At 59.9% G+C, this 24,963-nt stretch carries 19 protein-coding genes and 1 tRNA gene; 5 read left to right on the top strand and 15 right to left on the bottom strand.

The features are described from left to right. Positions 1-69: 69 nt before the first annotated feature. On the bottom strand, positions 70-1,554 hold the full coding sequence (locus ACYQ6J_RS12080) for a hypothetical protein (RefSeq protein ID WP_460184441.1): 1,485 nt from the start codon (positions 1,552-1,554) through the stop codon (positions 70-72). Between the two features lie 264 nt (positions 1,555-1,818). On the opposite strand from ACYQ6J_RS12080, the gene ACYQ6J_RS12075 reads away from it, so the two are divergent. Continuing rightward, complete coding sequence (locus ACYQ6J_RS12075; RefSeq protein ID WP_460184440.1) at positions 1,819-2,295, top strand: GNAT family N-acetyltransferase; 477 nt, start codon at positions 1,819-1,821, stop codon at positions 2,293-2,295. Positions 2,296-2,346: 51 nt separating this feature from the next. On the opposite strand, the gene ACYQ6J_RS12070 is transcribed toward ACYQ6J_RS12075, so the two are convergent. After that, entirely contained in the window at positions 2,347-3,900 is a 1,554-nt protein-coding gene (locus tag ACYQ6J_RS12070; protein WP_460184439.1) for a glycosyltransferase family 39 protein, read from the bottom strand. Positions 3,901-4,136: 236 nt separating this feature from the next. On the opposite strand from ACYQ6J_RS12070, the gene ACYQ6J_RS12065 reads away from it, so the two are divergent. Continuing rightward, positions 4,137-4,355, top strand: coding sequence for a hypothetical protein (locus tag ACYQ6J_RS12065; RefSeq protein ID WP_460184438.1), 219 nt, complete (start codon positions 4,137-4,139; stop codon positions 4,353-4,355). A gap of 223 nt (positions 4,356-4,578) precedes the next feature. On the opposite strand, the gene ACYQ6J_RS12060 is transcribed toward ACYQ6J_RS12065, so the two are convergent. The 4 genes from ACYQ6J_RS12060 to ACYQ6J_RS12045 all read right to left on the bottom strand — a co-directional run bounded on the left by ACYQ6J_RS12060 (position 4,579) and on the right by ACYQ6J_RS12045 (position 7,487). Further along, positions 4,579-5,361, bottom strand: a complete 783-nt coding sequence (locus ACYQ6J_RS12060; RefSeq protein WP_460184437.1) for a class I SAM-dependent methyltransferase — start codon at positions 5,359-5,361, stop codon at positions 4,579-4,581. Positions 5,362-5,603: 242 nt separating this feature from the next. Beyond that, the gene (locus ACYQ6J_RS12055; RefSeq protein ID WP_460185545.1) at positions 5,604-6,407 is read right to left on the bottom strand and encodes a glycosyltransferase; all 804 of its coding nucleotides are present in this window, start codon (positions 6,405-6,407) and stop codon (positions 5,604-5,606) included. A gap of 19 nt (positions 6,408-6,426) precedes the next feature. Next, positions 6,427-6,789, bottom strand: coding sequence for a DUF2304 domain-containing protein (locus ACYQ6J_RS12050; RefSeq protein WP_460184436.1), 363 nt, complete (start codon positions 6,787-6,789; stop codon positions 6,427-6,429). Further along, positions 6,786-7,487, bottom strand: a complete 702-nt coding sequence (locus ACYQ6J_RS12045) for a glycosyltransferase family 2 protein (RefSeq protein ID WP_460184435.1) — start codon at positions 7,485-7,487, stop codon at positions 6,786-6,788. Before ACYQ6J_RS12045 ends, ACYQ6J_RS12050 begins: the two co-directional genes overlap by 4 nt. Before the next feature lie 477 nt (positions 7,488-7,964). Here ACYQ6J_RS12045 and ACYQ6J_RS12040 point away from each other — a divergent pair, with 477 nt between their 5' ends. Then, a complete protein-coding gene (locus ACYQ6J_RS12040; RefSeq protein WP_460184434.1) occupies positions 7,965-9,923 on the top strand; it encodes a peptidylprolyl isomerase in 1,959 nt (652 codons plus the stop codon). Positions 9,924-9,954: 31 nt separating this feature from the next. On the opposite strand, the gene ACYQ6J_RS12035 is transcribed toward ACYQ6J_RS12040, so the two are convergent. The 6 genes from ACYQ6J_RS12035 to ACYQ6J_RS12010 form a co-directional block, all read right to left on the bottom strand. After that, positions 9,955-10,488 carry a CBS domain-containing protein gene (locus ACYQ6J_RS12035; RefSeq protein WP_460184433.1) on the bottom strand — a complete coding sequence of 178 codons (534 nt, stop codon included), beginning with the start codon at positions 10,486-10,488 and terminating at the stop codon, positions 9,955-9,957. A gap of 136 nt (positions 10,489-10,624) precedes the next feature. Then, on the bottom strand, positions 10,625-11,683 hold the full coding sequence (locus ACYQ6J_RS12030; protein WP_460184432.1) for a 2-oxoacid:ferredoxin oxidoreductase subunit beta: 1,059 nt from the start codon (positions 11,681-11,683) through the stop codon (positions 10,625-10,627). A gap of 50 nt (positions 11,684-11,733) precedes the next feature. Further along, positions 11,734-13,596, bottom strand: a complete 1,863-nt coding sequence (locus tag ACYQ6J_RS12025) for a 2-oxoacid:acceptor oxidoreductase subunit alpha (protein ID WP_460184431.1) — start codon at positions 13,594-13,596, stop codon at positions 11,734-11,736. A 91-nt stretch (positions 13,597-13,687) separates the two neighbouring features. After that, entirely contained in the window at positions 13,688-14,149 is a 462-nt protein-coding gene (locus ACYQ6J_RS12020; RefSeq protein WP_460184430.1) for a CBS domain-containing protein, read from the bottom strand. Between the two features lie 290 nt (positions 14,150-14,439). Continuing rightward, positions 14,440-15,261, bottom strand: coding sequence for a hypothetical protein (locus ACYQ6J_RS12015; RefSeq protein WP_460184429.1), 822 nt, complete (start codon positions 15,259-15,261; stop codon positions 14,440-14,442). Positions 15,262-15,678: 417 nt separating this feature from the next. Continuing rightward, positions 15,679-16,149, bottom strand: coding sequence for a type II secretion system protein (locus ACYQ6J_RS12010; protein WP_460184428.1), 471 nt, complete (start codon positions 16,147-16,149; stop codon positions 15,679-15,681). Between the two features lie 913 nt (positions 16,150-17,062). On the opposite strand from ACYQ6J_RS12010, the gene ACYQ6J_RS12005 reads away from it, so the two are divergent. Next, the gene (locus ACYQ6J_RS12005) at positions 17,063-19,573 is read left to right on the top strand and encodes a hypothetical protein (RefSeq protein ID WP_460184427.1); all 2,511 of its coding nucleotides are present in this window, start codon (positions 17,063-17,065) and stop codon (positions 19,571-19,573) included. 261 nt (positions 19,574-19,834) lie between these two features. Further along, a tRNA-Gln gene (locus tag ACYQ6J_RS12000) sits at positions 19,835-19,905 on the top strand. A 111-nt stretch (positions 19,906-20,016) separates the two neighbouring features. On the opposite strand, the gene ACYQ6J_RS11995 is transcribed toward ACYQ6J_RS12000, so the two are convergent. From ACYQ6J_RS11995 to ACYQ6J_RS11985, 3 genes are all read right to left on the bottom strand, one after another. Beyond that, on the bottom strand, positions 20,017-22,020 hold the full coding sequence (locus ACYQ6J_RS11995; protein ID WP_460184426.1) for a hypothetical protein: 2,004 nt from the start codon (positions 22,018-22,020) through the stop codon (positions 20,017-20,019). A 489-nt stretch (positions 22,021-22,509) separates the two neighbouring features. Then, positions 22,510-22,983: a tRNA (N6-threonylcarbamoyladenosine(37)-N6)-methyltransferase TrmO gene (gene tsaA, locus ACYQ6J_RS11990; protein ID WP_460184425.1), complete on the bottom strand. Its 474-nt coding sequence runs from the start codon at positions 22,981-22,983 to the stop codon at positions 22,510-22,512. A 60-nt stretch (positions 22,984-23,043) separates the two neighbouring features. Next, on the bottom strand, positions 23,044-24,960 hold the full coding sequence (locus tag ACYQ6J_RS11985) for a DEAD/DEAH box helicase (protein WP_460184424.1): 1,917 nt from the start codon (positions 24,958-24,960) through the stop codon (positions 23,044-23,046). Positions 24,961-24,963 lie beyond the last annotated feature (3 nt).

Below are 24,963 nucleotides of genomic sequence, written 5' to 3'. Positions count from 1 at the left end.
CGCGACCATCGTTCCCGTGCGATTCGGCAGCGGCGTCAGCCTAATTCGCCGGGCCGCGCAATTCTCCCGTCACTCCAATTGCGGACCGAGGTTTCCGTAGGACCAGGGCGAAGTCACGGGCTTCACGCGCGGCGGTTCGGGAATCGGCCCGGGCGTCAATCCGCGGCTCAGTTCCAGCAGTCCGTCCCGAATCTTGTCGCCCGCCGTGATCTCCAGATTGCTATAGGCGGTCAACCGCGTTTCGTAGCCGCCGCCGTTGGGGCCGAATGCGTCCACCGTCGGCACGTAGCCCACGCAACCGTTGGCCAACTCCACCGGCATGGTGAACGGGAACGGTGAGCCTTCCTTCAACTCCAACCCGTAGCGGCAGAAGTACTCGGCCGGATTCGCCAGGATGACGAGCGGCCCGATTTGTACGGCCTGCAACTCCACCTCCGCCTGCGGCGCGTTCTTCATCATGGCGTCCAGCAACACCGTTTGAACGGCGAAAATCCAGTCTGTATGACCGACCTCTTTGGGGTCTTTCTTCGTGAGGTCCAACGCCTGCCGAACGCGATCCGGGTTGGGCGCCCGACGTGGAATCGTCAACCGGTTCACGGTCGTTCGGACGGGCACCGTCTGCCCGCGATGCATCTTGAGCAGCACCTTGATGCTTTCCGCGCCGACGCTTCCCCCCACCAACTTGGCCCATTCCTCTCCGGACGGTCTGGGGTACGGGCTGAGGTTATCCACCTGCGTGACGTCGCCGCAGAAGCCGGGGAGAAACAGCACGATCACGTCCGGCCCGAAGAATCCGCGGATCGCTTTCTCCATGTAATAAATCCAGTTGGCCGAGATGCCGCCCGGACTGGTCGTGGCGTGACACGCGAAGTTCACCACGCAGCCTTGCAGATTGCCGTCGGCGTCGAAAGCCCCCCACACAATGACCTCGGGATCGACCGGCCCGGCAACCTCGACGATCTCGGGATTCATTTGGCCGGGATGCGTGAACGTCAAACCGTTCTTCATCCGAAATCGGCGGTTGAAGGCCACGCCCTCCACCAGTCCTTTGCCGACTCCGCACGTCATCGGCTTGCGAGCCTGAAAGGCGTCGCACACAGCGCCCGCGATTTGCGTGACGACTTTATCCAAGTAGCCTTGATCCGCCGTCGAAGCCACCTCATACGCCAAATGGCGCACCCACTCGTCGGCGTCATCGAACTCGCCGGGCAGCACCATGCCGGTAGGACCGGAGGAGTGCGAATGGGAGGCCGCGATCAACACCGCGTCGCCCGGCAATCCGCAGCCTGCTTCGATGGCTCGGCGTGCCGCCTGGATCGTCGGTTCCCGCAGAATCAGGGCATCGACGCTCACAATCGCCGCCTTCCGCTCGCCGTCATCCAGCACCGACGCCCGAACCTTGCAGGGGTCATGCACGCTTTGATGGTACGTCTTGCCGTAGCCGCCGGGTTGCTCCATTCCGATGTCCGGCGTGATGTCGCGCTCCGCGAAGCCCACCAATAGCGAAGGCGGTGCGTCGGCCTGCTCGGCCGAACACCTTTCCGTTCGCGTCATTGCGAACGCGCCGCAGAGCATCGCAACACACCATGCGACCGTCCGAAGCTTAACGCACGACATCGTTTCGACCTCCTGCGCTGGGGGACCCGATTATCTCTCCGACAAACCAGGGGTATTCTAACACGGGTCCGCCCGCAAGTTCCACGCGCGCCGACGGGCGCACGCCGCCGCGGGCACAAGTCCCCGCCGGGACTACTCGCGCCGAATGACGTCCCGCCCGGACGACTGAACGCCGTTCCGCCGCCGATTCGCGATGCCGCCATGCCGCAACCGTACGCCATCCGCACGATCGCTCACGGGTCCGCAGCCTATGCCGCCGAACTGGCCCTCCGCAAGAAGGTCCTCCGCGATCCGTTGGGACTGGAATTCACGCAAGAGGAGTTGCGAACCGACGCCCGTTCGATCCACCTGGGCTGTTTTCAAGACGACCGCCTGTTGGGCTGCCTGGTCCTGACGCCGGGGGCAGGGGGCGACGTGCGTATGCGGCAGGTGGCGGTCCTCCCGGAATTGCAGGGGCGAGGAATCGGCACCGCCCTGGTGACGACCGCCGAAGCCTTGGCCCGAGAAAAAGGCTTCCGCCGTATGGTGCTCCACGCCCGACAATCGGCCGTGCCGTTCTATCAACGACTGGGCTACCGCACCGTCGGCGAACCTTTTACCGAAGTCGGCCTCCCCCACCGGCAGATGGAGAAAGCGTTAGCGCACGCCTGCAATGTTGCTTATCGTGATCGCCGCTGATGTATGGTGAGGCCAACTATCACAGAAATACGATTATCAGGGCGAGCATAATCACGGATGCTTCTTTTCATTTGAAGAATCGCGTTCTCGCCGGTAGTAGACGAAGCCAATTGTTCTATCACTCGGCTTTCCGGTAACTTCAAGATACCTGGGCCATTTGTTACCTATGACTTCGCGTCTTGTCCACCAATCGGCCGTTCGCTCGAGAGCATCCACAACTCCGATGTGCGCATACGTGTAAAATGTCTCGTTCGGAACTGCGATGCCTTGAACATTCGACAAGTGCAGCCGCTCGATCGTAGCAATGTCCGAATCCGACACTATTGGCATGCCCTCAAGATAGTGCCAGTAATCCTTAGGTAGGAAGCACCGCTTCACCGATTCCGGGACGATGATGAAGGGCTTTTGGTCCGCGGGAAGAGTTGACAGGTATTGAGCGAACTCCGTAACACAATTCGGCCGACTACCGTAAGCCACCTGCCACACTGAAAAGATCAATATGCACATGTAGGCTGCCAATGCCGTTACGAAGGAAAAACGATATCGTTGGTGTACGGAATCCAGCATGGCGCCTATTAAAATGCATCCAACGGCCATCACCGGGATCAAATAACGCGCGTTAACGGGAGGAATGTTCCATGATCTAGGTGAGGTTGTTCCCCAAAAATGGTATACCGTAAGTGCAACAACGAATAATGACAGCAGAATGCTCCGCCGTCTATCCTTAGCCCATCGGTCGGTGATCGCTAACAAGAGAAGGGCAGGCACGATGCCAAAGCTGCCTGACGGTAAAAGGTGCCTTAGATAGCCACGGAAGTAAAACAGCTTTTGCAGCACGGGCATTGTTGCACGGGAAGGACGCTGCTCTGAGGATTCCATCAGCGGGGTGCCGCGAGAATCCTTGGATTGCAGGATGTCATGAGAAAACCGGAAGGCCGGTTTATCCAGCCACTGGTAGAACGCGACACATTCCAGTGTGAAGTAACTCAGGGCGGTTAGGGCGAATATTAGGGTGGCTGTTCCACATCGCTTTAGCGAGTGCCTTTGCAAGAGACTACCTATTGGAAGGATTAAACCCAGAAGAAAAAAAGGCTGGCGAATCGCTGTGGCAATTCCTGCAAGAAAGCCGGAGATCGCAACCAACAAATAGAAGCCGCGCGGTTTAGTGTTGGCGAGCTCCAATGCATTGAGCCAACACAAAATCGAAGCCAGTGCAAAAACTAGCCCAAGATCGTCAGTGAGGCAGTGGGTTGATAGCTTAATATGGATGGGCAGCAGCGAAAAGAGTGCGGTCGCGATATGGGCGGCGGCCGCACCGTATAGCGAATAGGCGATTGCCCATAGTAGAATTGCATTCGCACAGAACGTCAGCAGTCCCGATGCTTGCAATACGGGGGTGGACGTTCCAAAAACGGACCCCCATCCGGCGAGGAAGCCGAGATATGGCAGGCGGACGGCAACAGCACCGTCGAAGTAATCGGGAGTGCGGGCCTCGGCTAGGGCGTAGGCGTGGTTGATGTAGCGTGCTTCGTCTCCGTCGGCGGACGGACTCCAATGAAGAATCCGGAGAGTAAGGCCGAAAATAAGCAAGACTGCAATCACCATCGCCGATGTTCCTATTGCGGGGCGGCGGGCATCGGTATTCCGAACTCCTAAGCTTTTATTCATGTCTTTACCTATAATGCGTCGCGCGGTTTCGTTTCAGTCGGGGCAAAAACGTAGATTTCCAAACGGGCCTTGCTTGACAACCAGACAACTACGATCGGAGACCCTCAGGGTAAATGTGGGGTGGTGTGAGTGCAGCTATCAGGGAGTTAAGGGGCGTTCTGGGAAAGTGCAACTTGCCTAGTGACCTCCGACGCCACCTCACCCCGGCGGCGAGGTTGGCCGCGTGGAATTTCTTCTGGATGGTGCTGGGCCGGGTCGTCGGTCAGGCGGCCCAGCTGGGGGTGGTTCTCCTGCTTACCTACCATTTTACCCAGGAGCAGTTCGGCATGTTCATGACGGCCCTGGCCAGCCAGGGTTATGTACCCATGGTAGCCTCGTTCCGCCAACCTTGAGGTTCCCTATTTCCCCCAACGGCGTGGCTCGTTTCACCATCCCAAAGAAGCCGTGCCGTCAGTTGGGCGTGTGCATCATATCGAAGCCCACCGTCGCCAACGTCCGCTGCGATGAACCGCCCTTCCTCGCCATGATCTCCGTCCTAATGTCGATGCGTCTCTATCGTGGTTCCCACTTATGGTCGTATTATACTATTGTGAGACGTGATTTGTGCAAAGGTTACTATAGGCAATTCCTGCGCTTTGTTGCGGCAAACATGACTATACTCGGTCTGTTTCGGATAATCTCGAGAGCGCCGACAACCGGGATCAGGGACACGGTCAACAGACCTCCGAAGAGTTGTGCTAGCGGTGAACTGCGCGCCTGCGAACTCGTGCTGCGAGGAAGAATGCTCAATGCGCTTACAGCCGCTATGTTGATAATGCTTTCTCTGTGAATTACGACATCACTAAATGCGGTACAAAGAAGCATTCTTAATCCACACCTACTTGGCACAAAGATATGCCGTGGTGCTTCGGTAAACGCTACCCAGCGAGAGTGGAGTGCTCGGGCAAAGAAACCGTCCGCGACGGGTACCGCACCAGCAAACAACCCGTCCGGTCGAAGAAGGTTGCCGACGTCGTTCAGGAATTGCCGCGGATCGATAACGTGCTCGAGTACGTGAAATGCGGTGATAATGTCGAAGGACTCTTTTCCAAAGTGATCGACTGCGTGCGACGAGGTACCCTCAATTGCCTCCATGCCATTGGTTCTGACAGCTTCTATTGCGCGTGCATCGCTATCGACACCCACAGCTCTCCAACCGATTTCCGCGAAACGCCGCAGATGAGAGCCATTGCCGCATCCAATGTCCAGAACACTACGCGCAGTGCTCTTCGTCGGCGCTTGCGCGAGCACCCAGCGGCAATGTCTCGACAGCACTCTATCATAAATGACAAAATGGGCGAGGGCACCGCACAGTCGTGCTGGCGATAAACTGCGTTCAGACTTGCCTGTTGTGTACATCGGTGGATAGTAGGTGACTAAAGCCTCCGCGGAAGGGCGAGGCGAAAGATTTAAGGTGCCGCAATGATCGCATCGAAGAAAGCTCCAAGGGTCCTTAGAAATGCCAAGGCGATCATATACACGGCCTATAGCGGGTGTTCTAGCCGGTGCGCCGCAAACTAGACATTCTGTGTAGAGGTCCATCAATGGCTACGATGCGGATGAATATCTAAATAAAGAACGTTGTGACATAAGCCGAGTAACTATATGTGCCGTCTATAAGTGATTGCGCGAAAGAGCCGCCACACGAAACGCGATGGTAAGGGCAAGAGTCCTAGCTCTAAGCACAGACGCAGCCAATCCTGCGGGCGAAGCTCCTTGCGAAAATAGCGATATTTTATAAGTACGGTCGCCAAGAGAAATGAGCGAGTAGTGAGATGCTTTTGAGCATGGGAGTGTATTCGATAATGCAATAATACCTCGGGAAGATTGCACAGGTGGTGACCGGCGCGGGCTAATCGACACCAGAGGTCGTAGTCGCTGACAAGCCCAAGCGGATCAACTGTGTGGCGCCAGGTATAGCCACCGAGTGCGGCGACGCACTCCTTTCTAAACATGCTGGCGGGATGAGCAATTGGGCAAAAACGGCGTAAGGCATTGCGTACGGCCGCAGGATCGGTCGGGTACGTGCGAATGCCGATAAGGCGGCCGTTCTCATCGATGGCCTGGATCCAGCTGCCAACCACGCAGATATCGGGATGCGACAGGAGGAATTGGACTTGTTTGTCCAATCTCTCGGGAATGGCGATGTCGTCATGGTCCAGGATAGCCACGAACTGACCGCGGCTTAGTTCCAATGCCTGGTTTTTCTGTGCCAGAAGTCCGGTCCGGGTGGAATTGCGGACGTACCGAATTCTCGCATCGTGTACGAGAGTCCCGAGTAGTGAAGTCCCATCAATCTCCGAGGGATCCTCAACTATAATGAGTTCAAAATTGGAAAACGTTTGGTCCAAAATGCTCTGTACGGCCGTCCTGAAATAGGGCTGTTGAGGACGCCAAGTACACATATTCACGGACACTAGCGGTTCACTCATGCGAGTCGCTCCGTCGTGCATTGATCCCAAGGCGTGCAGTGTCCAACGCGTGTGTCCTCGCCAACTGCGTCACCATATTCTCCAATCGGCGGTAGCGATTGTAGAACACTCGGAGGAAGACCAGCAGGCCGAGGGTCACCAGATACAATACGAAGTCGCTTCCCCGCGTGATGCCGAATGCTTTGGCGGCGAGCGAGGTGATGGGCGGGTAGGCGATGGCCACGGCGCCGGCCGTCCAGACGACAAACCAAAACAGCCCCGCCAGCCAACTTGTGTTTCCCCGGCGGAGTCGCCAGAGTTGGTTGAGGGCGGTCAGCGTGCACAGCGGGACGAAGACGATTTGAAACAAATTCATCGCATCACCCTTTCGGTGATAATCCGCAAGGCCAACCGGAAAACATCGCTGGTCCGTTGTCCCTTTGTGAGCGAATCCGCGGAATAAAGGATCGTGGCAGGTCCTTCGGCAAACCGTAGTCCCTTAACGCGAATTTGGTACAGCAAGTCAATGGGGTGTTCGAAGCGATTCATGGTGATGTTGATCAGTCGGGCCGCTTTGGCGTCCATGACGCGGAGTCCGGTGGTGACATCCGTAACCCAAATGCCGCAGAAAGCCCAAGCTGCCGCGCAAGCGACTTTCAGCATGATCTTGCGGTGGACAGGCATATGGATCGCTTCACCCAAGAAGCGCGAACCGAACACAATATTGGCGTTGCGATCAAATAGCGTTTGCAGCAGGACTGGCAAATCGTGCGGTCGGTGCTGTCCGTCCGCGTCAAAAGTGGCAACGTACTGGGCTCCTTGTCGGATGGCGAATGTGATTCCGGTCTGTGTAGCGGCGCCGGCACCTAAATTGACCGGGTGGCGCAGAACCCAAACGGGATATTGGAGGGCGATTTCGGCGGTGTTGTCGGCCGAACCGTCGTCCACCACCACGACGGAGGATGCCGTGCGAAGGAGGTTCTCGAGAGTGCGGGCGATCCGCGGGCCTTCGTTGTAAGCGGGAACGACGACGAAACAGGATTCCGGGAGACGGTTTTCGGGTTCGTCGCTCATCGACGTGCACTCGCCCCTGGTGATGGAATGGCCCCCTACGTGTCGGTACGCGTGGGAGTGCCGATCGCCCGCCTTTGGGAAAACGACGACCGCAAGCCGCGGCCTGGGATCGTGTCCAGGCGAAACGGTCGCTTTTGGATTATAGCATTCCGACCCGGCTTGGCGCGCCGGTGCGGCCTGTTCTCCCTATTTTAATTGGCGGAAGGGAGAGTACACCGGCGGGAAGCGGCTTCGGGGCGGCGGGAAGGGCAGGCTCGGCGGCATAACCTGCGCGATCGGCAGGATCGGTCGGTGGGGCGAGGGACGGGCGAGGCTCCTTGGCGTGAATCGGGTTCGGAATCGGCCTTGACGTTGGATCGCTGGCGGGGCTATACTCCGCCGAACTCGCGAGGCTCTCGACCTGCCCGACCGCGAGGGCCTGATCCCGCGCGCGAGCTTGCTTCACGATCCGATCACACGGTTACAGGAGGAACCGTCATGAGTGGAATGGATTCCGATCGCCGAGATCTTGTCGTCGGCCGCAGTTACCGCTGGAAGTCTTTGTCGGCCGTCTTGGCCGTGGTTGTTGCCGCCGTGGGAATCCGCGCGGCCTGGAGGACGATGACGGCGGAGGCGGACGTTCCGAGTGCGGCGGTCGCTCCCGCCGCGCGTGCAACGACGCCGGTCGCTCCCGCTCAGAAGCCCGAGGCGGTGAAGGGCGTGCCGGTCGGCCCCGCTGCGCAGAACCAAGCGTCCGGGGAGAACCGAATCGTCGCGGTCGTCAACAACGAGCCGATCACGCGCGAGGAATTGGGCAAGGAGTGCCTGAAACGCTACGGCGCGGAAGTGCTGGAGAGCGTGGTCAATAAGTATCTCATCATGCAGGAGTGCCAACTGCGGGGGCTGACGGTCACCGAGGACGAGGTGAACGCGGAGGTGGAGCGGATGGCCGCCCGCTTCGGCATGCCCGTCGCGACCTGGCTGAAGCTGTTGAAAGAGGAGCGCGGCATCAAGCCGGAGCAGTACAAGAAGGACATCATTTGGCCGACTTTGGCGCTGCGGAAATTGGCCGGCGATCGGATGGTGGTCAGTGACGCCGAACTGCGGAAGGAATTCGAATCGCGTTACGGTCCGGCGGTCAAGGCACGCTTGATCGTGGTCAGCGACCGAGAAAAGGCGGAAAAGATTCGCGCCCAAGCGGTGCAGGACCCGGACCGATTCGGCGAGCTGGCGAAGGAGTTTTCGGAGGACACGGCCAGCGCCGGTCTGAAGGGCCTGATCCAGCCGATCCGCATGCACGTGGGCGATCCGCGGATCGAAGCGGAGGCCTTTCGCCTGCAACCGGGTGAGGTTTCGAACGTGTTGCCGGTGGGGAGTCAATTCGTGATTCTGAAGTGCGAAGAGCGACTGCCGGCGGTCAAGGTGAGGTTGGAGGACGTTCGCGGGGAGTTGGAGGAATTGGCCCGGGACGCCCGACTGCGCGAGGTGGCTCAGGAGGTCTTTCGCGAATTGCAGCAGAAGGCGCGGGTGGAGAACGTTTGGAACGATCCGGAAAAGCGTGCCCGAATGCCGGACACGGCGGCGCTGATCAACGGTCGCGCGATCCGCTTGAGCGATTTGGCCGAGATGTGCATCGATCGGCACGGCGAGGAGGTGCTGGAAGGCGCCATCAGCCGAAAATTGCTGGAGCAGGAGTGCCGCAAGCGGAATATCACGGTGAGCGCGGCGGATATTCAGGCGGAAATCGAGCGTGCGGCGCGGCAGAACCTGCCGCTGAAACCGGACGGCACGCCGAACGTCGAAAAATGGATCGAACTGATTACCGAGCAACAGGGCATCACGGAGGACATCTACCGCTTGGATGCGGTGTGGCCGAGCGTGGCGCTGAAGAAGTTGGTGGGAGGCACGGCAGTCGTTGCCGAGGAGGATTTGCAAAAGGCGTTCGAGGCCAACTACGGTCCGCGAGTGCGGTGCCGGGCCATCTTGTTGAACAATTTGCGGCGGGCGCAGCAGGTGTGGGAGAAGTTGCGGGCTAACCCCAGCGAGGAATACTTCGGGGATTTGGCCGAGCAATACTCGATGGATGCCACGACGCGGGCCTTGCGAGGGGAAATCGCGCCCATCCAGAAGCACGGCGGCCAACCCATGCTGGAGCAGGAGGCGTTCTCGTTGAAACCGGGCGAGATATCGGGCATCGTGCAGGTCGGCCCGGAGGCGTACGTGATCCTCTATTGCCTGGGACAAACCAAGCCCGTCGATGTGACCTTGGACGACGTCCGCGACGAACTGGTCTCCGACTTGCAGGAGAAGAAACTGCGTTTGGCCATGGCAGACTATTACGACAAGCTGCGGACGAACGCCACGATCGACAACTATCTGGCGGGAACCACGCAGTCACCGCCGCGGAGCGGGCCTCAGACGGCGGCGTCGCCCTCGCGTGCGGCGTCCGTAAGGTAAACGGCGGCGGTCGCGCCGTCGCGTCACCCGGCTAGGCGTCCTTCAGCACTTCCGTGAAGTGGCGCAGCAATTCGCGTGTGGAAACGACGCCTACCAAGCGACCGTTTTCGCGAATGGGGATGTGGCGGTAACCGCCCACGTCCATGCGATGCACGGCGAAGGCGAGGCAATCGTCGGTGTCGAGGCACTGGACGGGAGACGTCATGAATTCGGCGACGGGTCGGTCGCCGCGGGTCTCGAGGTCCTCGCTGACCTTGATGAGAGCGTCCCGTTCCGTAAAGATGCCGAGCAATTCGTCGCTTGGATCGACAACGATCGCGCAGCCCGTCCCTTGAGCCACCATGGCTTTCAAGACCTCTTTGACGGGTGTTTCGGGAGCGACGCACACGGGAGAGCGGAGGGGCAGGCTGTCGATGCGGTCATTCAAGACGCTGCGTTCCAGGGCGTTGCGGGGGGCGTAATTCTCTTCGTGGACCAATGGAAGGCCGCAGCGCAAGCATATCTCGGCGCCGGCCAGGTTCTCGAATCCGCATGCGGTACAGAGAAGCCTTTTGGTCCGTCCCATGGTCGCGGTCCTCACTCCTTTTCTTCGAGCATCCCGCCGCAGGGCGTTGGGGGCGTGTTGCCGCTTTCAAGTCGGCGTACGGAGGCGATTCGGCGCGGAACGAACCGGCGTACGGCGAAATAAGGGACGCCGCCCGTCATTCCGCCGCGGGGGCGCTTCGTTCATCTTGGACGACCCAGGTTTCGCCCTCGTGGAAGAGTTGATCCAAGTCACGCGGCCCGCCTCTTTTGGCAATCAGTTCCCGATGCCGCGCATCCACGAGTTCATCGAACGTGGGGCGCGAGACGTCGCGAAAGACGCCGATCGGTTCCGGGAACTCCGGATGATGCATGCGGCTGAGGAAGTACGCGAGGGTAGGTTGCTCGGCCTTCTCGTTGTGGACGATGAGGTCGCTCTCTGAAACGCCGTTACCCAGCGTGACGACTTGCGGTTCGATTCCGACGAAGCGGATGCCCTTGTCGCGATTTTTGCCGAAGATGAGCGGCTTGCCGTGTTCCAACTCGAGGATGGTCTCGAACTTGCTGTCGCGATCGGTCGCATAGTCCCAAGCACCGTCGTAGAAGACTACGCAGTTTTGGTAGATCTCGACGAAGGAGGCGCCTTTGTGGGCGGCCGCCCGTTCCAGGACCATGCCGAGGTGCTTTTGATGGACGTCGATGCTGCGCGCGACGAAGGTGGCCTCGCATCCGATGGCTAACGACAGCGCGTAGAGCGGGTTGTCCAGTGAACCGTAGGGGTTGCTCTTGGTGGGGTGGCCGAGCGGAGTAGTGGGCGAGTACTGCCCCTTCGTCAGCCCGTAGATGCGATTATTGAAGAGAATGATATTGATGTCCACGTTCCGCCGGATCGCATGGATCAGGTGATTCGTGCCGATACTGAGACCGTCGCCGTCGCCGGTGATGACCCATACCGACAGGTCGGGTCGGGCGATCTTCAAGCCCGTGGCGATCGCCGGGGCTCGACCGTGGATGCCGTGCATGCCGTACGTATTCATGTAATATGGAAAGCGACTGGAGCAGCCGATCCCGGAGACGAAGACCGTCTTCTCTCGCGGCAAGCCCAGGTTGGCCAGCGTTTTCTTCATCTGCGCCAAAATGGCGTAGTCGCCGCAACCGGGGCACCATCGTACCTCTTGGCTACTCGCGTAATCGTTGGGGCCCAGTGAGGGCGTTTCCAATAATGCATCAATGGACATGGCCAAAACCCTGATTGGGATGCTTCACGACCTTTACAGTCGTTCGTGCGTCAATCCTCTTCCACGGCCTGCCGACCGGCTTCCACCAAGTCTTCGACGTTGAACGGTCGCCCCATGACTTTGTTGACGGAACGCACGGGCCTGAGGTACTTGCTTTGCAGCAGCAGAGCCAATTGCCCCATGTTCAATTCCGGCACCACGATCCGCTCGTAGCGCGACAAGATGTCGCCCAGATCGCGGGGCAGGGGATTCAAGTATCGAAGGTGCGTGTGGGCGACCTCGTAGCCGGTCTCGAGCAGTTCTTGCACGGCGGAACGCACCGCGCCGAAGGTCCCGCCCCAAGATACGAAGAGCACCTTCCCGCGCTCCGGTCCGATCACGGGTTGCGGCGGGTATTCGTGGGCGATTCCCGCCACTTTTTGCGCCCGCAGTTCGACCATTTTTTGATGATTGGCTCCGTCATAGCTGACGGCCCCGGTATCGACCTGCTTTTCCAGACCGCCGATACGGTGCATGAGGTTGGGGGTGCCGGGGATGGCCCAGGGGCGCGCCAAACGCTCGTCGCGGCGGTAGGGCAGGAAGTTTTCGGTATCAGGCCCGGGATGCCGAACCGGGATCGGCTCGTAGTCTGAGAGATTCCGGATTCGCCACGGTTCCGCGCCGTTGGCCAGGTAGCCGTCGCTGAGAATCATGACGGGCGTCATATGTCGGACGGCGATCCGCCAGGCCTCGATGGCGATCTCGAAGTTGTCGGCAGGACTTTGAGCGGCCAAGACGGGCATGGGGCATTCCCCGTGCCGCCCGAACAACGCTTGCAGCAAGTCTGATTGCTCGGTCTTGGTGGGCAAACCGGTGCTGGGACCGCCGCGCTGGACGTTAACGACGATCATGGGCAATTCCAGCATCACGGCCAGACCCAAGCCCTCGGCCTTGAGGGAGATGCCGGGCCCGCTACTGGCCGTAACGCCCATCTTGCCGCCGAAGGCGGCGCCCACGGCGGCGGCGACCGCGCAGATTTCGTCTTCGGCTTGGAACGTCTTGACGCCGAAGTCCCAACGCATCGCCAATTCATGCAAAATGTCGCTGGCCGGCGTGATGGGATATCCCGCATACACCAATTCGCAATTGCTGAGGCGGGAAGCCGCCATCAGGCCCCAGGCCAAGGCCTGGTTGCCGCTCAGGCTGCGGTAGGTCCCCGGCGGGAGCTTGGCCGGTCGGACCACGTAACGCTCATGGATGGCCTCCGTCGTCTCACCGTAATGATAGCCTGCCATTAATACCCGGCGATTGGCCTCCGCGATGGCGGGGCGCTTGCCGAATTTGGCGGCGATGAAACGCAAGGTGGGATCGAGCGGTCGATCGAAAATCCAGTAGACCAGCCCCATCGCGAAGAAGTTGCGGCAGCGGTCGGCCTCCTTCGTCGTGAGTCCGAGGTCCTTGACCGCCGCTCGGGTCAATTCCGTGATTTCCACCGAGACGAGGCGATATGCGGAGATCGCAGGGTCTTCGAGGGGATTGCTTGTGTAGCCGGCCTTTTCCCATTCGCGCTTGACAAAGCTATTGCTATCGACGATCAGCAGGCCGCCTCGCGTCAAGTCGCCCAGGTTGGTCGCCAAAGCCGCGGGGTTCATGGCGACTAGGGCGTCGATCTTATCGCCCGGCGTGAAGATCCGCCGTCCGGCGAAGTGTACCTGGAATCCGCTCACGCCGGCCTTCGTCCCGCGGGGGGCGCGGATTTCGGCGGGAAAATCGGGTAGCGTGACGACGTCGTTTCCCGCCGCCGCGGAGACCGTGGTTAACTGCGTCCCAGCCAGTTGCATACCGTCGCCCGAGTCCCCCGCAAAACGCACGGTGGCCTCACGCAATTCCACGCCGGCCTTGACGGATGAGGATGTGCCCGATTGCTGTTGCACGACTTCTTCCCTTTCCCGCATCAGAACGGTTGGTTTCTGCGACGACGCACGGATCGGGCTGAAAGAGTTCATAGGTTCAAGACCCTCGCCTTCACGGCCCCTCTCGTTCCCGCAGCGTCTCGGAGGTTGGGGGCAAATTGTAAATCGCTTGGGGGAAATGATCGACCAGCCAACTGATAATCGACATGACGTCGACCATACCGACGACGCGACCGTCATCATCCGCCAGGGGGAGATGGCGGTAACCGTTGGCCGACATCTTGGAGACGGCTTGCGAGATCGGTTCGCTCTTCGTGACCATTAAGGGGCACGGCGACGCGAAACGGCGGATCGGCTCCCCCCCGTCCTCGCCGCTTGCCATGGCCCGTAAGGCGTCCCGCTCCGTGAAAATCCCGACGGTTTTCCCCGAATCTTCGAGCGTCACGGCGCTTACGCGGTAGTCCCGCATGACCTCCAGCACGCGGTTCAGCGCCATGTCGGGCGTCACGGAGACCGCCGGGGCCGTCACCAGCCGAGCCACAGTTTCGACGCTCAGGTTTTCCAACAGGCTCATCGTGCGGCGGCTTCTTAAAAACGATCACCAATCTAAATGGGCGGCCGCAAACGACCTTGTTCGAACGATCGCGGCATTACGTGCTTTCCCTCAGGCCCCAGGGGAAAAGGTAATACGTCACAAAATTGCTAGGGTTTGGTAGCGTTCGCGCTGACGCCCAATGTCGTCGAATAACCGTTTCGCGTCAAATCCGGGTTGCAAATCTACGGCGGCTAATAATAGTCTAGCGATTCGACCTGCGAAAGCAAGCTAAATTGCCAGTTGAAATTGCCGTGGCGTATAAACGTTACCTACTTGGTGTTGTTTTGGTCGGGGCGGACGTAGAATTGGCTCAGGTCGATTCCGCCCTTCCGCTCGTCCTCCAGCAGCTTGATCCGCGATTCCAGACGTTCCAGCTTGCGCTGCAAGGTGTAAAAGTCTTGCACCAGGTTTTCCTCACGCTTGGGCCTGGGCACGCTGGGATAGCCTAAATGACGCGCGAGGGCCGCAAAAAGATACAACGGGTCCTTCCGCCGGTTGGCCAGCGCGATCTTGCCTTCCTTTTCGCCGAACAATACCGGTTTCTCCGCCTCGCCCGTCACTTGTCGGTAGTGCTCGCTCCGCACGAAGATCATATCGGCCAGATCGACGATCCCGATTTGCCGCCGCAGCGACAGAATCCATTCCCGCCAGTTTTCGTCGTAGATGGAGTCTTGGGCCATCGCCTCCAACCCTTTGTCGTAACCCAAGCGGTTGCGGCACAAGGTTTCGAACTGATAGAGGAAAATGCCCTGCACCGTGCCTTGTTTGGCGCGATACTCGGCCTCTTTCTCGAGGATTTCCAAGGCCGTGCGGAAGTCGAACCGCCCTTGCTCCTTCTCGGCCTCGCCGACGACGTAGGCCTGAAAGGGGGTGAAATAGTGGCTGAGCCGCGCCATGGCCGAGGCGAATCCGCCGGTGAAACGGAGTTCGGTGACCATGAAATCGATGGCCAGAGGCAGCTTCGTGGTGGATAAGATCTCTTGGCGGATCGTGCGCAGCAGATCCTGTGTGGCGGTCCCTTGGTCGAGTCGCTCGCGCAGCGTGCGGAAGAAATAAGCCTGCTCGATGTACTCTTCACGATCCAACGTCATGACAAGTTTTTCCGCGCCACGCTGAGTTCGAAAAACCGCCGGTTCGTAGCCCGATTCGAAGGACTTGCCGCCCGATTCCAGGGGTTCTGCGTCACCGCCATTATGATGTGTTGGGCGACGAATCGCGACGGGTCGAATCGACAGGAATCGTTCCGCTTTTTTCCGGCAAGGTTCGAACGGGGATTATTGATGGGAAGGAATGACGCCGCTGTTTCTCGGCGTATTCGACGGAAGAGCGGAGCAGGGTCGGCGTGATCTGAGGGTAATGGAAACGATTTCGGGGCCGATCCCTTTGCGGGAACGACCCCGAACTTATCATCTCTTCGCGTGGAACGAACGGTCTACTGAAACGGCGTCTTCGGTGCGGGATTGCCCGAGCCCGTCTCCGTCACATCCTGTGGCGCTCCTCCGATTCCATTACTGAAAAAACTCGGCATTGTTGGGATAGATGTTGCCGGTCGTCGCATCGTACTGCCAACCGGCGCCGCCCGCGACGACCGCCGTCGGCGTCTGTCCCGGCGTGGCCACCGCCACCACCTTATTACTGTTGTTGTACGGGTTGGCGGGGATGCCCGACGTCAAGTAAGGCCCGTACGGATAGTTCGGCCCGGGCGTGCCGATCTCACCTGCCGCGTTGGTGGCTTGCCACAACTGCGGAAGGTCGTTATTGGAGATGGCGGGATAGGATCCGTGATGCACTCTGTAAAGCTCGATCTGGGAGCGGAGCGTATGGGTGTTGAATTCCAATGCGCTTCGCTTGGCGTCGCTGGTGGCGGTGGAGAACTGCGGAATGATTACCGCCGCCAGGATGGCCATGATGACCACCACGATCAAGACCTCGATCAAGGTGAACGCCTGTCGGGAACCGATGCAACGCTTTCGGGACATGATGCAACCTCTTTCAACCTTTGACTTTACCGTGCCCGCCTCAAATCGTTCTTGAAAACATCCAGCCTCCGGTGAATCGGCCCCGGACGATTCGCCCGAACCTCCCCCGATCGTTACGGAAGGAATCCGATCCGCCGGGTCAAGCGTTGATTCACAGCTTGCTTAAGAAAGATGTAGAACCGGAATCACACCTTGGCAAATCCAGAATCTCTACCTCCGCGTCGGGAGGCGCGAGAATAAATCGTTTTTTCCGAAGAAAGCGGATAGGCGGCGTGTCGGCGTCGAGAAACAACGTTTACCGGGCCGAAGTTGCCGATCGCGTGCCGCCCTTTGACTGAAAGCGAGTGACCTACCGTCCGGCGCGATGAGGATGGGCACCGTAGGCGGAGACGTCGAGCCTGCCGGGTCTCGGCGGGGACGCCGGCTCCGAGCCGCTCCTTACCCGACATCTTCAATGCGGCTTTGAAGAAATCGCCGAAATCTTTACCGAAAACGTCCCGTGTCGTGGCGGTGACCTAGAGTTGGGTACCGCATCGCAGGGCTCCCGGTTGGTTTGATGTTTGGCAAACCGTCGGCGCCGCCGAAACAATCGCTTCCAGCGTTTCGACAGCGATGATTGCCGCAAATCTCCCACGTTATGGATTCATCTCGAATCCTCCCTTTTGATTAAGTTAACATCGCGAAGCAAAACTCCGATATTGATCTAAGAAACCCCCAATCTCTTCATTTACCTTAAGCCACCGTTTTTAGTGAAATGGATGAAGTGGGAGGTTTGGGGAGTCAGATAAGTATTTACGGGTAGTTCGTATCGGTTAACGCACGTGAATTGGGGCGACCGAAGAACCAGTTAGGGTGCTTCTCGCTCTCATTCGACCAGGCCCTACCAGTTTCGATCCGCTGAAGGAGGCGTGCAATGAGAACCTTGTGGAGTCTGCCGCTAATCGCAACCTTTTTGGTTGCTTTCGCGGCGGGGAGAGCCGACGCGGGCTATTGCGGCGCTGCGCGGCTCTGTCACCGTCCTGCGGCTTGCGCGGTCGATCCCGGCTGCGTGACCCAGGAATGCCATACGGTGATGCGACCGCACCGCAAGATCGTCCTTGAACGGCAGCAGGTCACCTGCTACAAGACCTGCTTCGAGCGCGTGGTCACGCCCCGTCAAGTCACTTACACCAAGTACGTGCCGGAAGTCCAGTACCGCGAAGTCGCCCAAACGGTGATGAAGCCGGTCTGGGAGACCCGAACACGGCAGGTCGCCTACACGGTGATGAAGCCGGTGTGGGAAACCTGCACGAAAGAGATTCCCTACACGGTGATGAAGCCGGTATGGGAAACTCGGACGAAGACCTATACGGTCTGCAAGCCGGTGTGGGAAACGTGCGTCAAGGAAATCCCCTACACGGTGATGAAGCCGGTCTACGAGACCCGCACCAAGGATGTGTGCTACACCGTGATGAAGCCGGTGTATGAGACCCGGACGCGAACCTACACGGTGATGAAGCCGGTGTGGGAAACCTGCACGAAAGAGATTCCCTACACGGTGATGAAGCCGGTATGGGAAACTCGGACGAAGACCTACACGGTCTGCAAGCTGGTGTGGGAAACCTGCGTCAAGGAAATCCCCTACACGGTGATGAAGCCGGTCTACGAGACCCGCACCAAGGATGTGTGCTACACCGTGATGAAGCCGGTGTATGAGACCCGGACGCGAACCTACACGGTGATGAAGCCGGTGTGGGAAACCTGCACGAAAGAGATTCCCTACACGGTGATGAAGCCGGTATGGGAAACTCGGACGAAGACCTACACGGTCTGCAAGCCGGTGTGGGAAACCTGCGTCAAGGAAATCCCCTACACGGTGATGAAGCCGGTCTACGAGACCCGCACCAAGGATGTGTGCTACACCGTGATGAAACCGGTGTACGAGACCCGGACGCGAACCTACACGGTGTGCAAGCCGGTCTGGGAAACCTGCACCAAGCAGGTGGCTTACACGGTGTATCGCCGCGTTTACGAGACCCGCGAGCGCGAGGTCACCTACTCCGTCTGCAAGCCGGTGCATGAGACCCGAATGGTCAAGGTGTGCAGCGGGCGATGGGAAACGCAGGTTGTGGAAAAGCCGGGTCCCGTGGTTACCAAGTGCGTCCGCGAACCGGGCGAATGGAAATGGGATGCCACGAGTTGCCGTGCCTACTACGACCCGGGCCAAGTGAAGAAGGTCCAGGTGCAGTGCCCGCCGGTCAAGGTGTGCCGCCGCGTCTGGGTCCCCGAGGTCAAGGAATGCCCGGTGACTTGCGTCAAGTACGTCCGCGAGACGTGCGTGAAGAAGGTCCCCTATACCGTCTGCAAGCTCGTTCCCGAGAAGTGCGTCAAGACGGTCAGCTACAAGGTTTGCAAATGGGTTCCCGAACAGCGGACCTGCACCTATCAGGTCTGCAAGATGGTGCCCGAGCAACGGGTCAAGACCTGCACCTACACCGTGTGTAAGATGGTGGCCGAACAGCGGGTGAAGACCTGCACCTATAAGGTCCGCAAGTGGGTTCCCGAGCAACGCACCTGCACCTATCAGGTCTGCAAGATGGTGCCCGAGCAGCGGGTCCGGACTTGCACCTACAAGGTCTGCAAGCTGGTTCCTGAACAACGCACCTGCACGTACACTGTCTGCAAGATGGTGCCCGAGCAACGGGTGAAGACCTGCACGTACACCGTCTGCAAGATGGTGCCCGAACAGCGGGTCAAGACCTGCACCTATAAGGTCCGCAAGTGGGTTCCCGAGCAGCGCACCTGCACCTATCAGGTCTGCAAGATGGTGCCCGAGCAGCGAGTCCGGACTTGCACCTACAAGGTCTGCAAGCTGGTTCCCGAGCAGCGCACCTGCACCTATCAGGTCTGCAAGATGGTGCCCGAGCAGCGGGTGAAGACCTGCACCTACACCGTCTGCAAGATGGTGGCGGAGCAGCGGGTGAAGACCTGCACCTATAAGGTCCGCAAGTGGGTTCCCGAGCAACGCACCTGCACCTATCAGGTCTGCAAGATGGTGCCCGAGCAGCGGGTGAAGACCTGCACCTACCAGGTCTGCAAGATGGTGCCCGAGCAGCGGGTCAAGACCTGCACCTACCAGGTCTGCAAGATGGTGCCGACGACCTGCGTGAAGAAGGTTCCCTGCCGCGTGATGAAGCCCGTCACCTGCACCAAGACGGTGTACGACGTGTGCTGGGTCAAGAAGCAGGTGCCGTACACGGTCACCCGATGCGTGCCTCGCGTGGTGTGCGAGATGGTTCTGGTCCGAGTGTGCTGCCCGGTCAAGGTGCAGCGTGCCTGCGAACCGGCCTGCGATGCCTGTGCAGCCCCGGGAGCGGAGGCCGCCCCGGCCGACGTCAAGCCGGCGCAAGCGGCTCCCAGCCCGTCGGATAGCCGCACGATCTGACGCGGTCTGACTGAAATCGGCCTGCCGCCGACCTCGGCAAAGGGCCTGGTCCAAGGAAAGCGGCTCGATCCAACGATCGGGCCGCTTCTATTTTGTTGGCTGTCGCCGTCGGTAGAATTGGGTCGTCCCGACCGGAAGACGTCGCGGAAGCCGGGTAAGGCCGCTCTCGCGGGACTTGTCGCCGATGCGATGGTGCGTTAAATATAGTAGAGTGACGCTTGGATGGGTGATCGCCCTCGCCGGGGATCTCCCATGAGCTGCTACCCGGTGGTGTAACGGTAACACAAGGGACTTTGGCTCCCTAATTCCAGGTTCGAATCCTGGCCGGGTAGCTTGAATCGCTTTCGTGCCTCGTTGGCGGGGTGTCGGTCGACATCTTTTGCCGTCAACCGCGCAAGCCTCGTGCCGATTGTCATCAGCGATCGCGCTCGAAAGCGGGTCTCTCACTCGTGCGCGGGAGCATCCTCGCCGGGACGCATCTCGATTGTCGCTTGGTACTCGGAGATAACGTCTCCCTTCTTCCAATCGCGGCTTTCCGCCGTGCGATTCAAATACAGGCGGTCCGTGACGCGCGCCCGTTCGTAGTCCTTCGCGCCCCCATACCAAGCCGCAAGCGGTCGGGGTGCGGTGATGTGCAGCACGCCGTCGATGTCCAGCTCGCGGCTTCCCGCTGCGTCGATGGTTTTGCCGCCGAGGGCTTCCACCAAGACCGTTTGACCGTCCACGGTCACCCGACGCCGCCCCGTTTCGTAGATCCAAGTGGGATTGTTCAAGATTCCGATCAGACCGGTGGCGATCTCGGCCGTGGTGACGTCTTGAAGGGCGGTCAATCGCTCGGACATTTCAAACCGACCGTCGGCACGGGAGACGTAGCGGAGGTCGGCGCGGACGACGCCGGGACCGTGCTCCACGATCAACGTCGCGTCGAAACCGCCGTCCTTGTCGGTTACGGCGGCGTCCATCAGCTTGATAGGCAGGGCCTTGGGGGAGCCTTCCAGGCGGATGTGCCCGATCCCGTTTCGCTGGTCGGGCGAGACGATACGATCGAGCCGATTGGCAACGCATTGGGCCATGACCACCGCGCCCCAACTGAGGGTGTGCACGGCATTCGGCGTACGATTCAAGATGATTTGCCCGGAATCGAGGCGCCGGATTCCGAGTCGGTCGTGGTATTCCCCCTTTGTGTCCGATGCGTACCGCAACACCAACCAGGCGTGAGCAAGCGATCGTAATAAATCGGTCTGTGTGGAGGCGAAAAAGAACTCTTGCGGCTGATAAACAGCCCCGGACGGATTCCGCGCCTGCATGCGGCGGATCACCTCTAGGGACCGTCGCGCCAGGGGCCAGGCCTCCGGGTCGTGCCCGAATACGGCCATCAGGATGTGCCCTCGCAGCCAATCCGCATTGCGAAATAGCCGCCAATCCTGACCCGACGGATAGACGAATCCGCCGTCCGGCAACACGAACCACTTCAAGTTTTCGTAGATACCCGCCGTGTTGTACAACAGGGCCTCGGGCGGTCGGCGTCCGGTCATCCGAAAATCCAATTCGCACCCCAAGGAAAGGCCGAATGTTTGCATGTAGTCGGGATGGACCATGCCGTGGTTTTCCAGGGTGAAATCGTCGAACAGGTTGGCCCCGATGAACTGCTCCGATATCGGGCGACCGTCCACGATTCGGGACGAATGCTCATCCGCGGGCCGCAGGAACGAACTGACGACCCAGCGCTGAAAGGCCCTTTCCCAGGCTTCACGTCGGGGATCGTCCGGCATCAACAGCAACGCCACGGAAAAGATCTGGCTGTTCCAAGCGTTTTCTTCCGCCTTGGTATCATTTTTCAGTTGATGCGGCGGGACGGCGTCCACGAACCGTGCGGCCTCATGGGCGATGACGCGACGCACGTCGCGTCGGAGGTCATCCGGCAAGTCGTCCCATAGCCACCATGCCGCCCGGCCCAACATTTGTGCCCAATGCGCGGACTGCCAGGCGTTCCCCCAAGGTCGCCCGTCGCCGGTAACGCGATTTCCCGTCACGTGGGTGGCGGTGAGATATCGCATCATCCCCACGATCGTCGGCAACAAGGCGTCGCGGTCAACGCCTACCAAAGCGGTATTGTAAGGACCGAAGCGGTAGAGAAAGGCCAACCCTTCGACGATGCCGGTATTCGGGCGGATCCAATGTTCCTCGCTTCTGCTCTCGGTGGCCAGCAGCAGCGAGGAATCTTCTCGCCACGGATGGACAAGGCTAAGCAGGTACCTCGCCTGCCGCTGGGCGGCGTCATAAATCGCGCCTTGCCACTCTAGGACGGATGGATCGTGTGACTCCGGCAAGGTTAGCGGCAAGACTCCTCCGCCCTCCTCGAAGGCCGCAAGCGCCGTGCCTCGGAGTTCGCCGTAACCACCGACGAACATCCCGACCGCTGCCGCAAGAATCATGGCGTTTCGCATGGTGACACCTCATGACGCCGGAATGGAATTCCGGTGAATCGCAACATTATCGCTGCAAAAGAACGCGTTCCGAGCGCGTTCGCCGAGTAAACGGAGCGCATTGGCCGCGATCAATACCGGCGCCGTCGGCAGGAAGGCAGCGAGCAAGCGCCGATGTTCGAAGGTAGTGTATCACACACCAGCTTACGCGGTCCACGAATGCGAGATCCCGGCACGCACCGGCAGGTGACGGAGGAGACGGAGAGCGGCGAACAGAAGCGACGTCTCCAGACCATGTGGATTTTTTGCGCGTGACGGAAGAGCCAAGACGAGCCTTCGCTCACGGCATACTTCCGCCGATAAAAGAGTGCGATGGAAAGGGATTCCGGCGAGGCCGCGGTGGACGACACGGATCGGCTTTCGCTCGTCCTCGTTGCCGTGGCGGCGGTATGGGAGACCGCGAAACAAGAGGCGCCTTTGCGATGCTGCCCACAGGTTCGCCGCGCGACGTTACGTAAACCGCCGGTCCGACCTCTTGTTCGCGACGTTGTCGGCGGCGGTCGCCATCCAACCGATGCGGACATCCTTCGGGGCGTCGAATTCCGGCACGTAAGGTTTGATGTCGAGAAGCGGAGTCCCATCCAGCATATCGACGTTGCGGACCAAGAGGCGCGGGCCTTCCACGCGAACCAACTCGACGATCGACAATCCGATCGGGTTCGGTCGGCGAGGTGCCCGGGTGGCGAATAGTCCTCGCGGTTCCACGTCCAAAAAAGGCACAACTTGCAGGGCAAACCCCTCGCTGCGATGGAATAGATACAGCAAAATGATGTGCGAAAAGCCTTCCAAGTCCTTCAGTCCGGGCTGATACTCGGGAAAAACGTCCACGGTACCGCCGACTCCGGCGGCACCGGTCGGTTGGATCGGCATGCCCGCCGGGTCGGTGTAGGGCGTGCGAATCACGCCGATAGGTTGCATGTCCATGATTCGCTCCGGTGTTTTCGCCCCTGTGGAATCCCGTGACCCGGCGCCGAAGCGCGCGACCTACGCGGCACGGTTGGAACTTGCCGGGGCGGAGACGGGGGGAGCGGGACACCGCAGATTGAACAAACCGAAGATCTCCTCTTGCGTCAGGGCCAGTTTTCGCGGTCCCGCCACGCCCGAAAAAACGGTCTCGAACAGTCGCCGCTTTTCTTCCAGGACGGCGTTGATCCGCTGCTCGATGGTATCGACGGCCAAGAACCGCGTGACGGTGACCGGACCGCCGGCGCCGATGCGGTGTGCCCGATTGATGGCCTGATCTTCGACCGCCGGGTTCCACCATCGGTCGAATAGAAACACGTATCCCGCGAATTGCAAGTTCAGCCCCACGCTGCCCGCCCCGTAACTCATCAACAATACCGCGTGCCGCGGATCGTCGCGGAATCGCCGGATCACGTCGTCGCGGCGGGCGGACGGTATTTTGCCGTGAAACAACAAGGGGTGGAATCGGTCCAGGCGGCGGGCGATCTCCTCCAGCGTCGAGACCCATTGGCTGAAGACAATCGCCTTGCGTCCACTGTCGGCGATCTCCTCGAGGTCCGCCTCCAATCGCTCCATTTTCACGCTCGCCCCCGTGGCCGGGTCGAAATTGCAGATCTGCTTGAGTCTCAGGACCAACTCGAAGACGTGTTGAATGGCCGCGGCGTCTCCCATTTCTGTCAACCGGAGAATACCTTCGCTCTCGGCCAAGCGATAGGTCTCGCGCTGTTCCGGCGACAATTCCATTTCTGCGTCTCGGATGAGCTTCGGCGGCAGATCGGTCAAGACCTGATCCTTGGTGCGGCGGAGCACGAAATCCGCGATCGTCCGTCCCATGTGGGAAGGTTTCATGTCGGGCGAGAGGAACCCCGGCGAAAGAAACTCGAAGATGCCGACCAGGTCTTCCGTGCTGTTTTCAACGGGTGTGCCGGTCAAGGCCCAACTTCGCCGTCGCGCAATGGCACGCACGGCCTGGCTGGTGGCGCCCGCCCGGTTCTTGATCCGCTGGGATTCGTCGAGCACGACCAGATCGAAGGCCACGCGGGGTCTGCCGTTTTGGTCGGTGGACTCCAGAATCTCGCGGTCTCGCGGCAGAAGCTCATAGTTGGCGATCTTGACCGGCACCGGGGCTTGCTCCCATTGCCAGCGCCGCCGATTTTGATCGCCCTCGATGACCAGCACGGGTATTTCCGGCGCCCATTGTTCGAACTCGCGTTTCCAGTTCGTCACCAGCGGTTTGGGGCAGACCAACAGCACGGATCTCGCATCGCCCCCGCGAATCAGCAAGCGAACGGCGGTGATGGCCTGCATCGTCTTGCCCAGGCCCATTTCGTCGGCCAGGATCGCCGAGTGTCGCGGATACAAGAAGGCGACGCCTTCCAATTGATAGGGGAAAGGCGCGAAAGGAAACTCCAGGTTCCGCTCGATCAGCAACGTTTCGAGCGAGGGTTGCAGCAGGCATTGCAGACGATCTTCCAGCTTGATCAGGTCCTGGGGCGGTGCAATGCGATGGCGACGGCCCTCGGCGATGCGTTGCAACAGCGCGTTCCAAGCGGGCGAGGCCGTCGGCGAATGCGAAGGCGCCGCTTGCGCCGGTTCCGACTGCGACTCGGGCAATTCACGGAAGAAGAAACTCCGCACGGTGACGGCGGCGCGAGGCACGCCCAATGTCACGACCCGAGGCCGCGAAGCGGAGTCTTTCCACGGGCGGACCTCGAAGGAAAAGCCGCGTTGGAGAGCGGCGTTCCAACCGGTCGGTAAGACCTCGATCCGCACGTCAAGATTCGCGGAGTGTACGGCAACGGCGTGTGCCGCGTTGGAATTGCGGACCGCGGTAATTACCGGGGGCTTCCCGATCCGGCGTCGCGAGTCCGCGTCGGGCGTCCCGGAGTGCTTGCCTTCGGAACGCTGCTTGCCGAAAAACAGTCCCGACCAAAACATGGT

The organism is Thermopirellula anaerolimosa (genome assembly GCF_054657335.1).
This window is presented reverse-complemented; position numbering and strand designations above follow the sequence as displayed.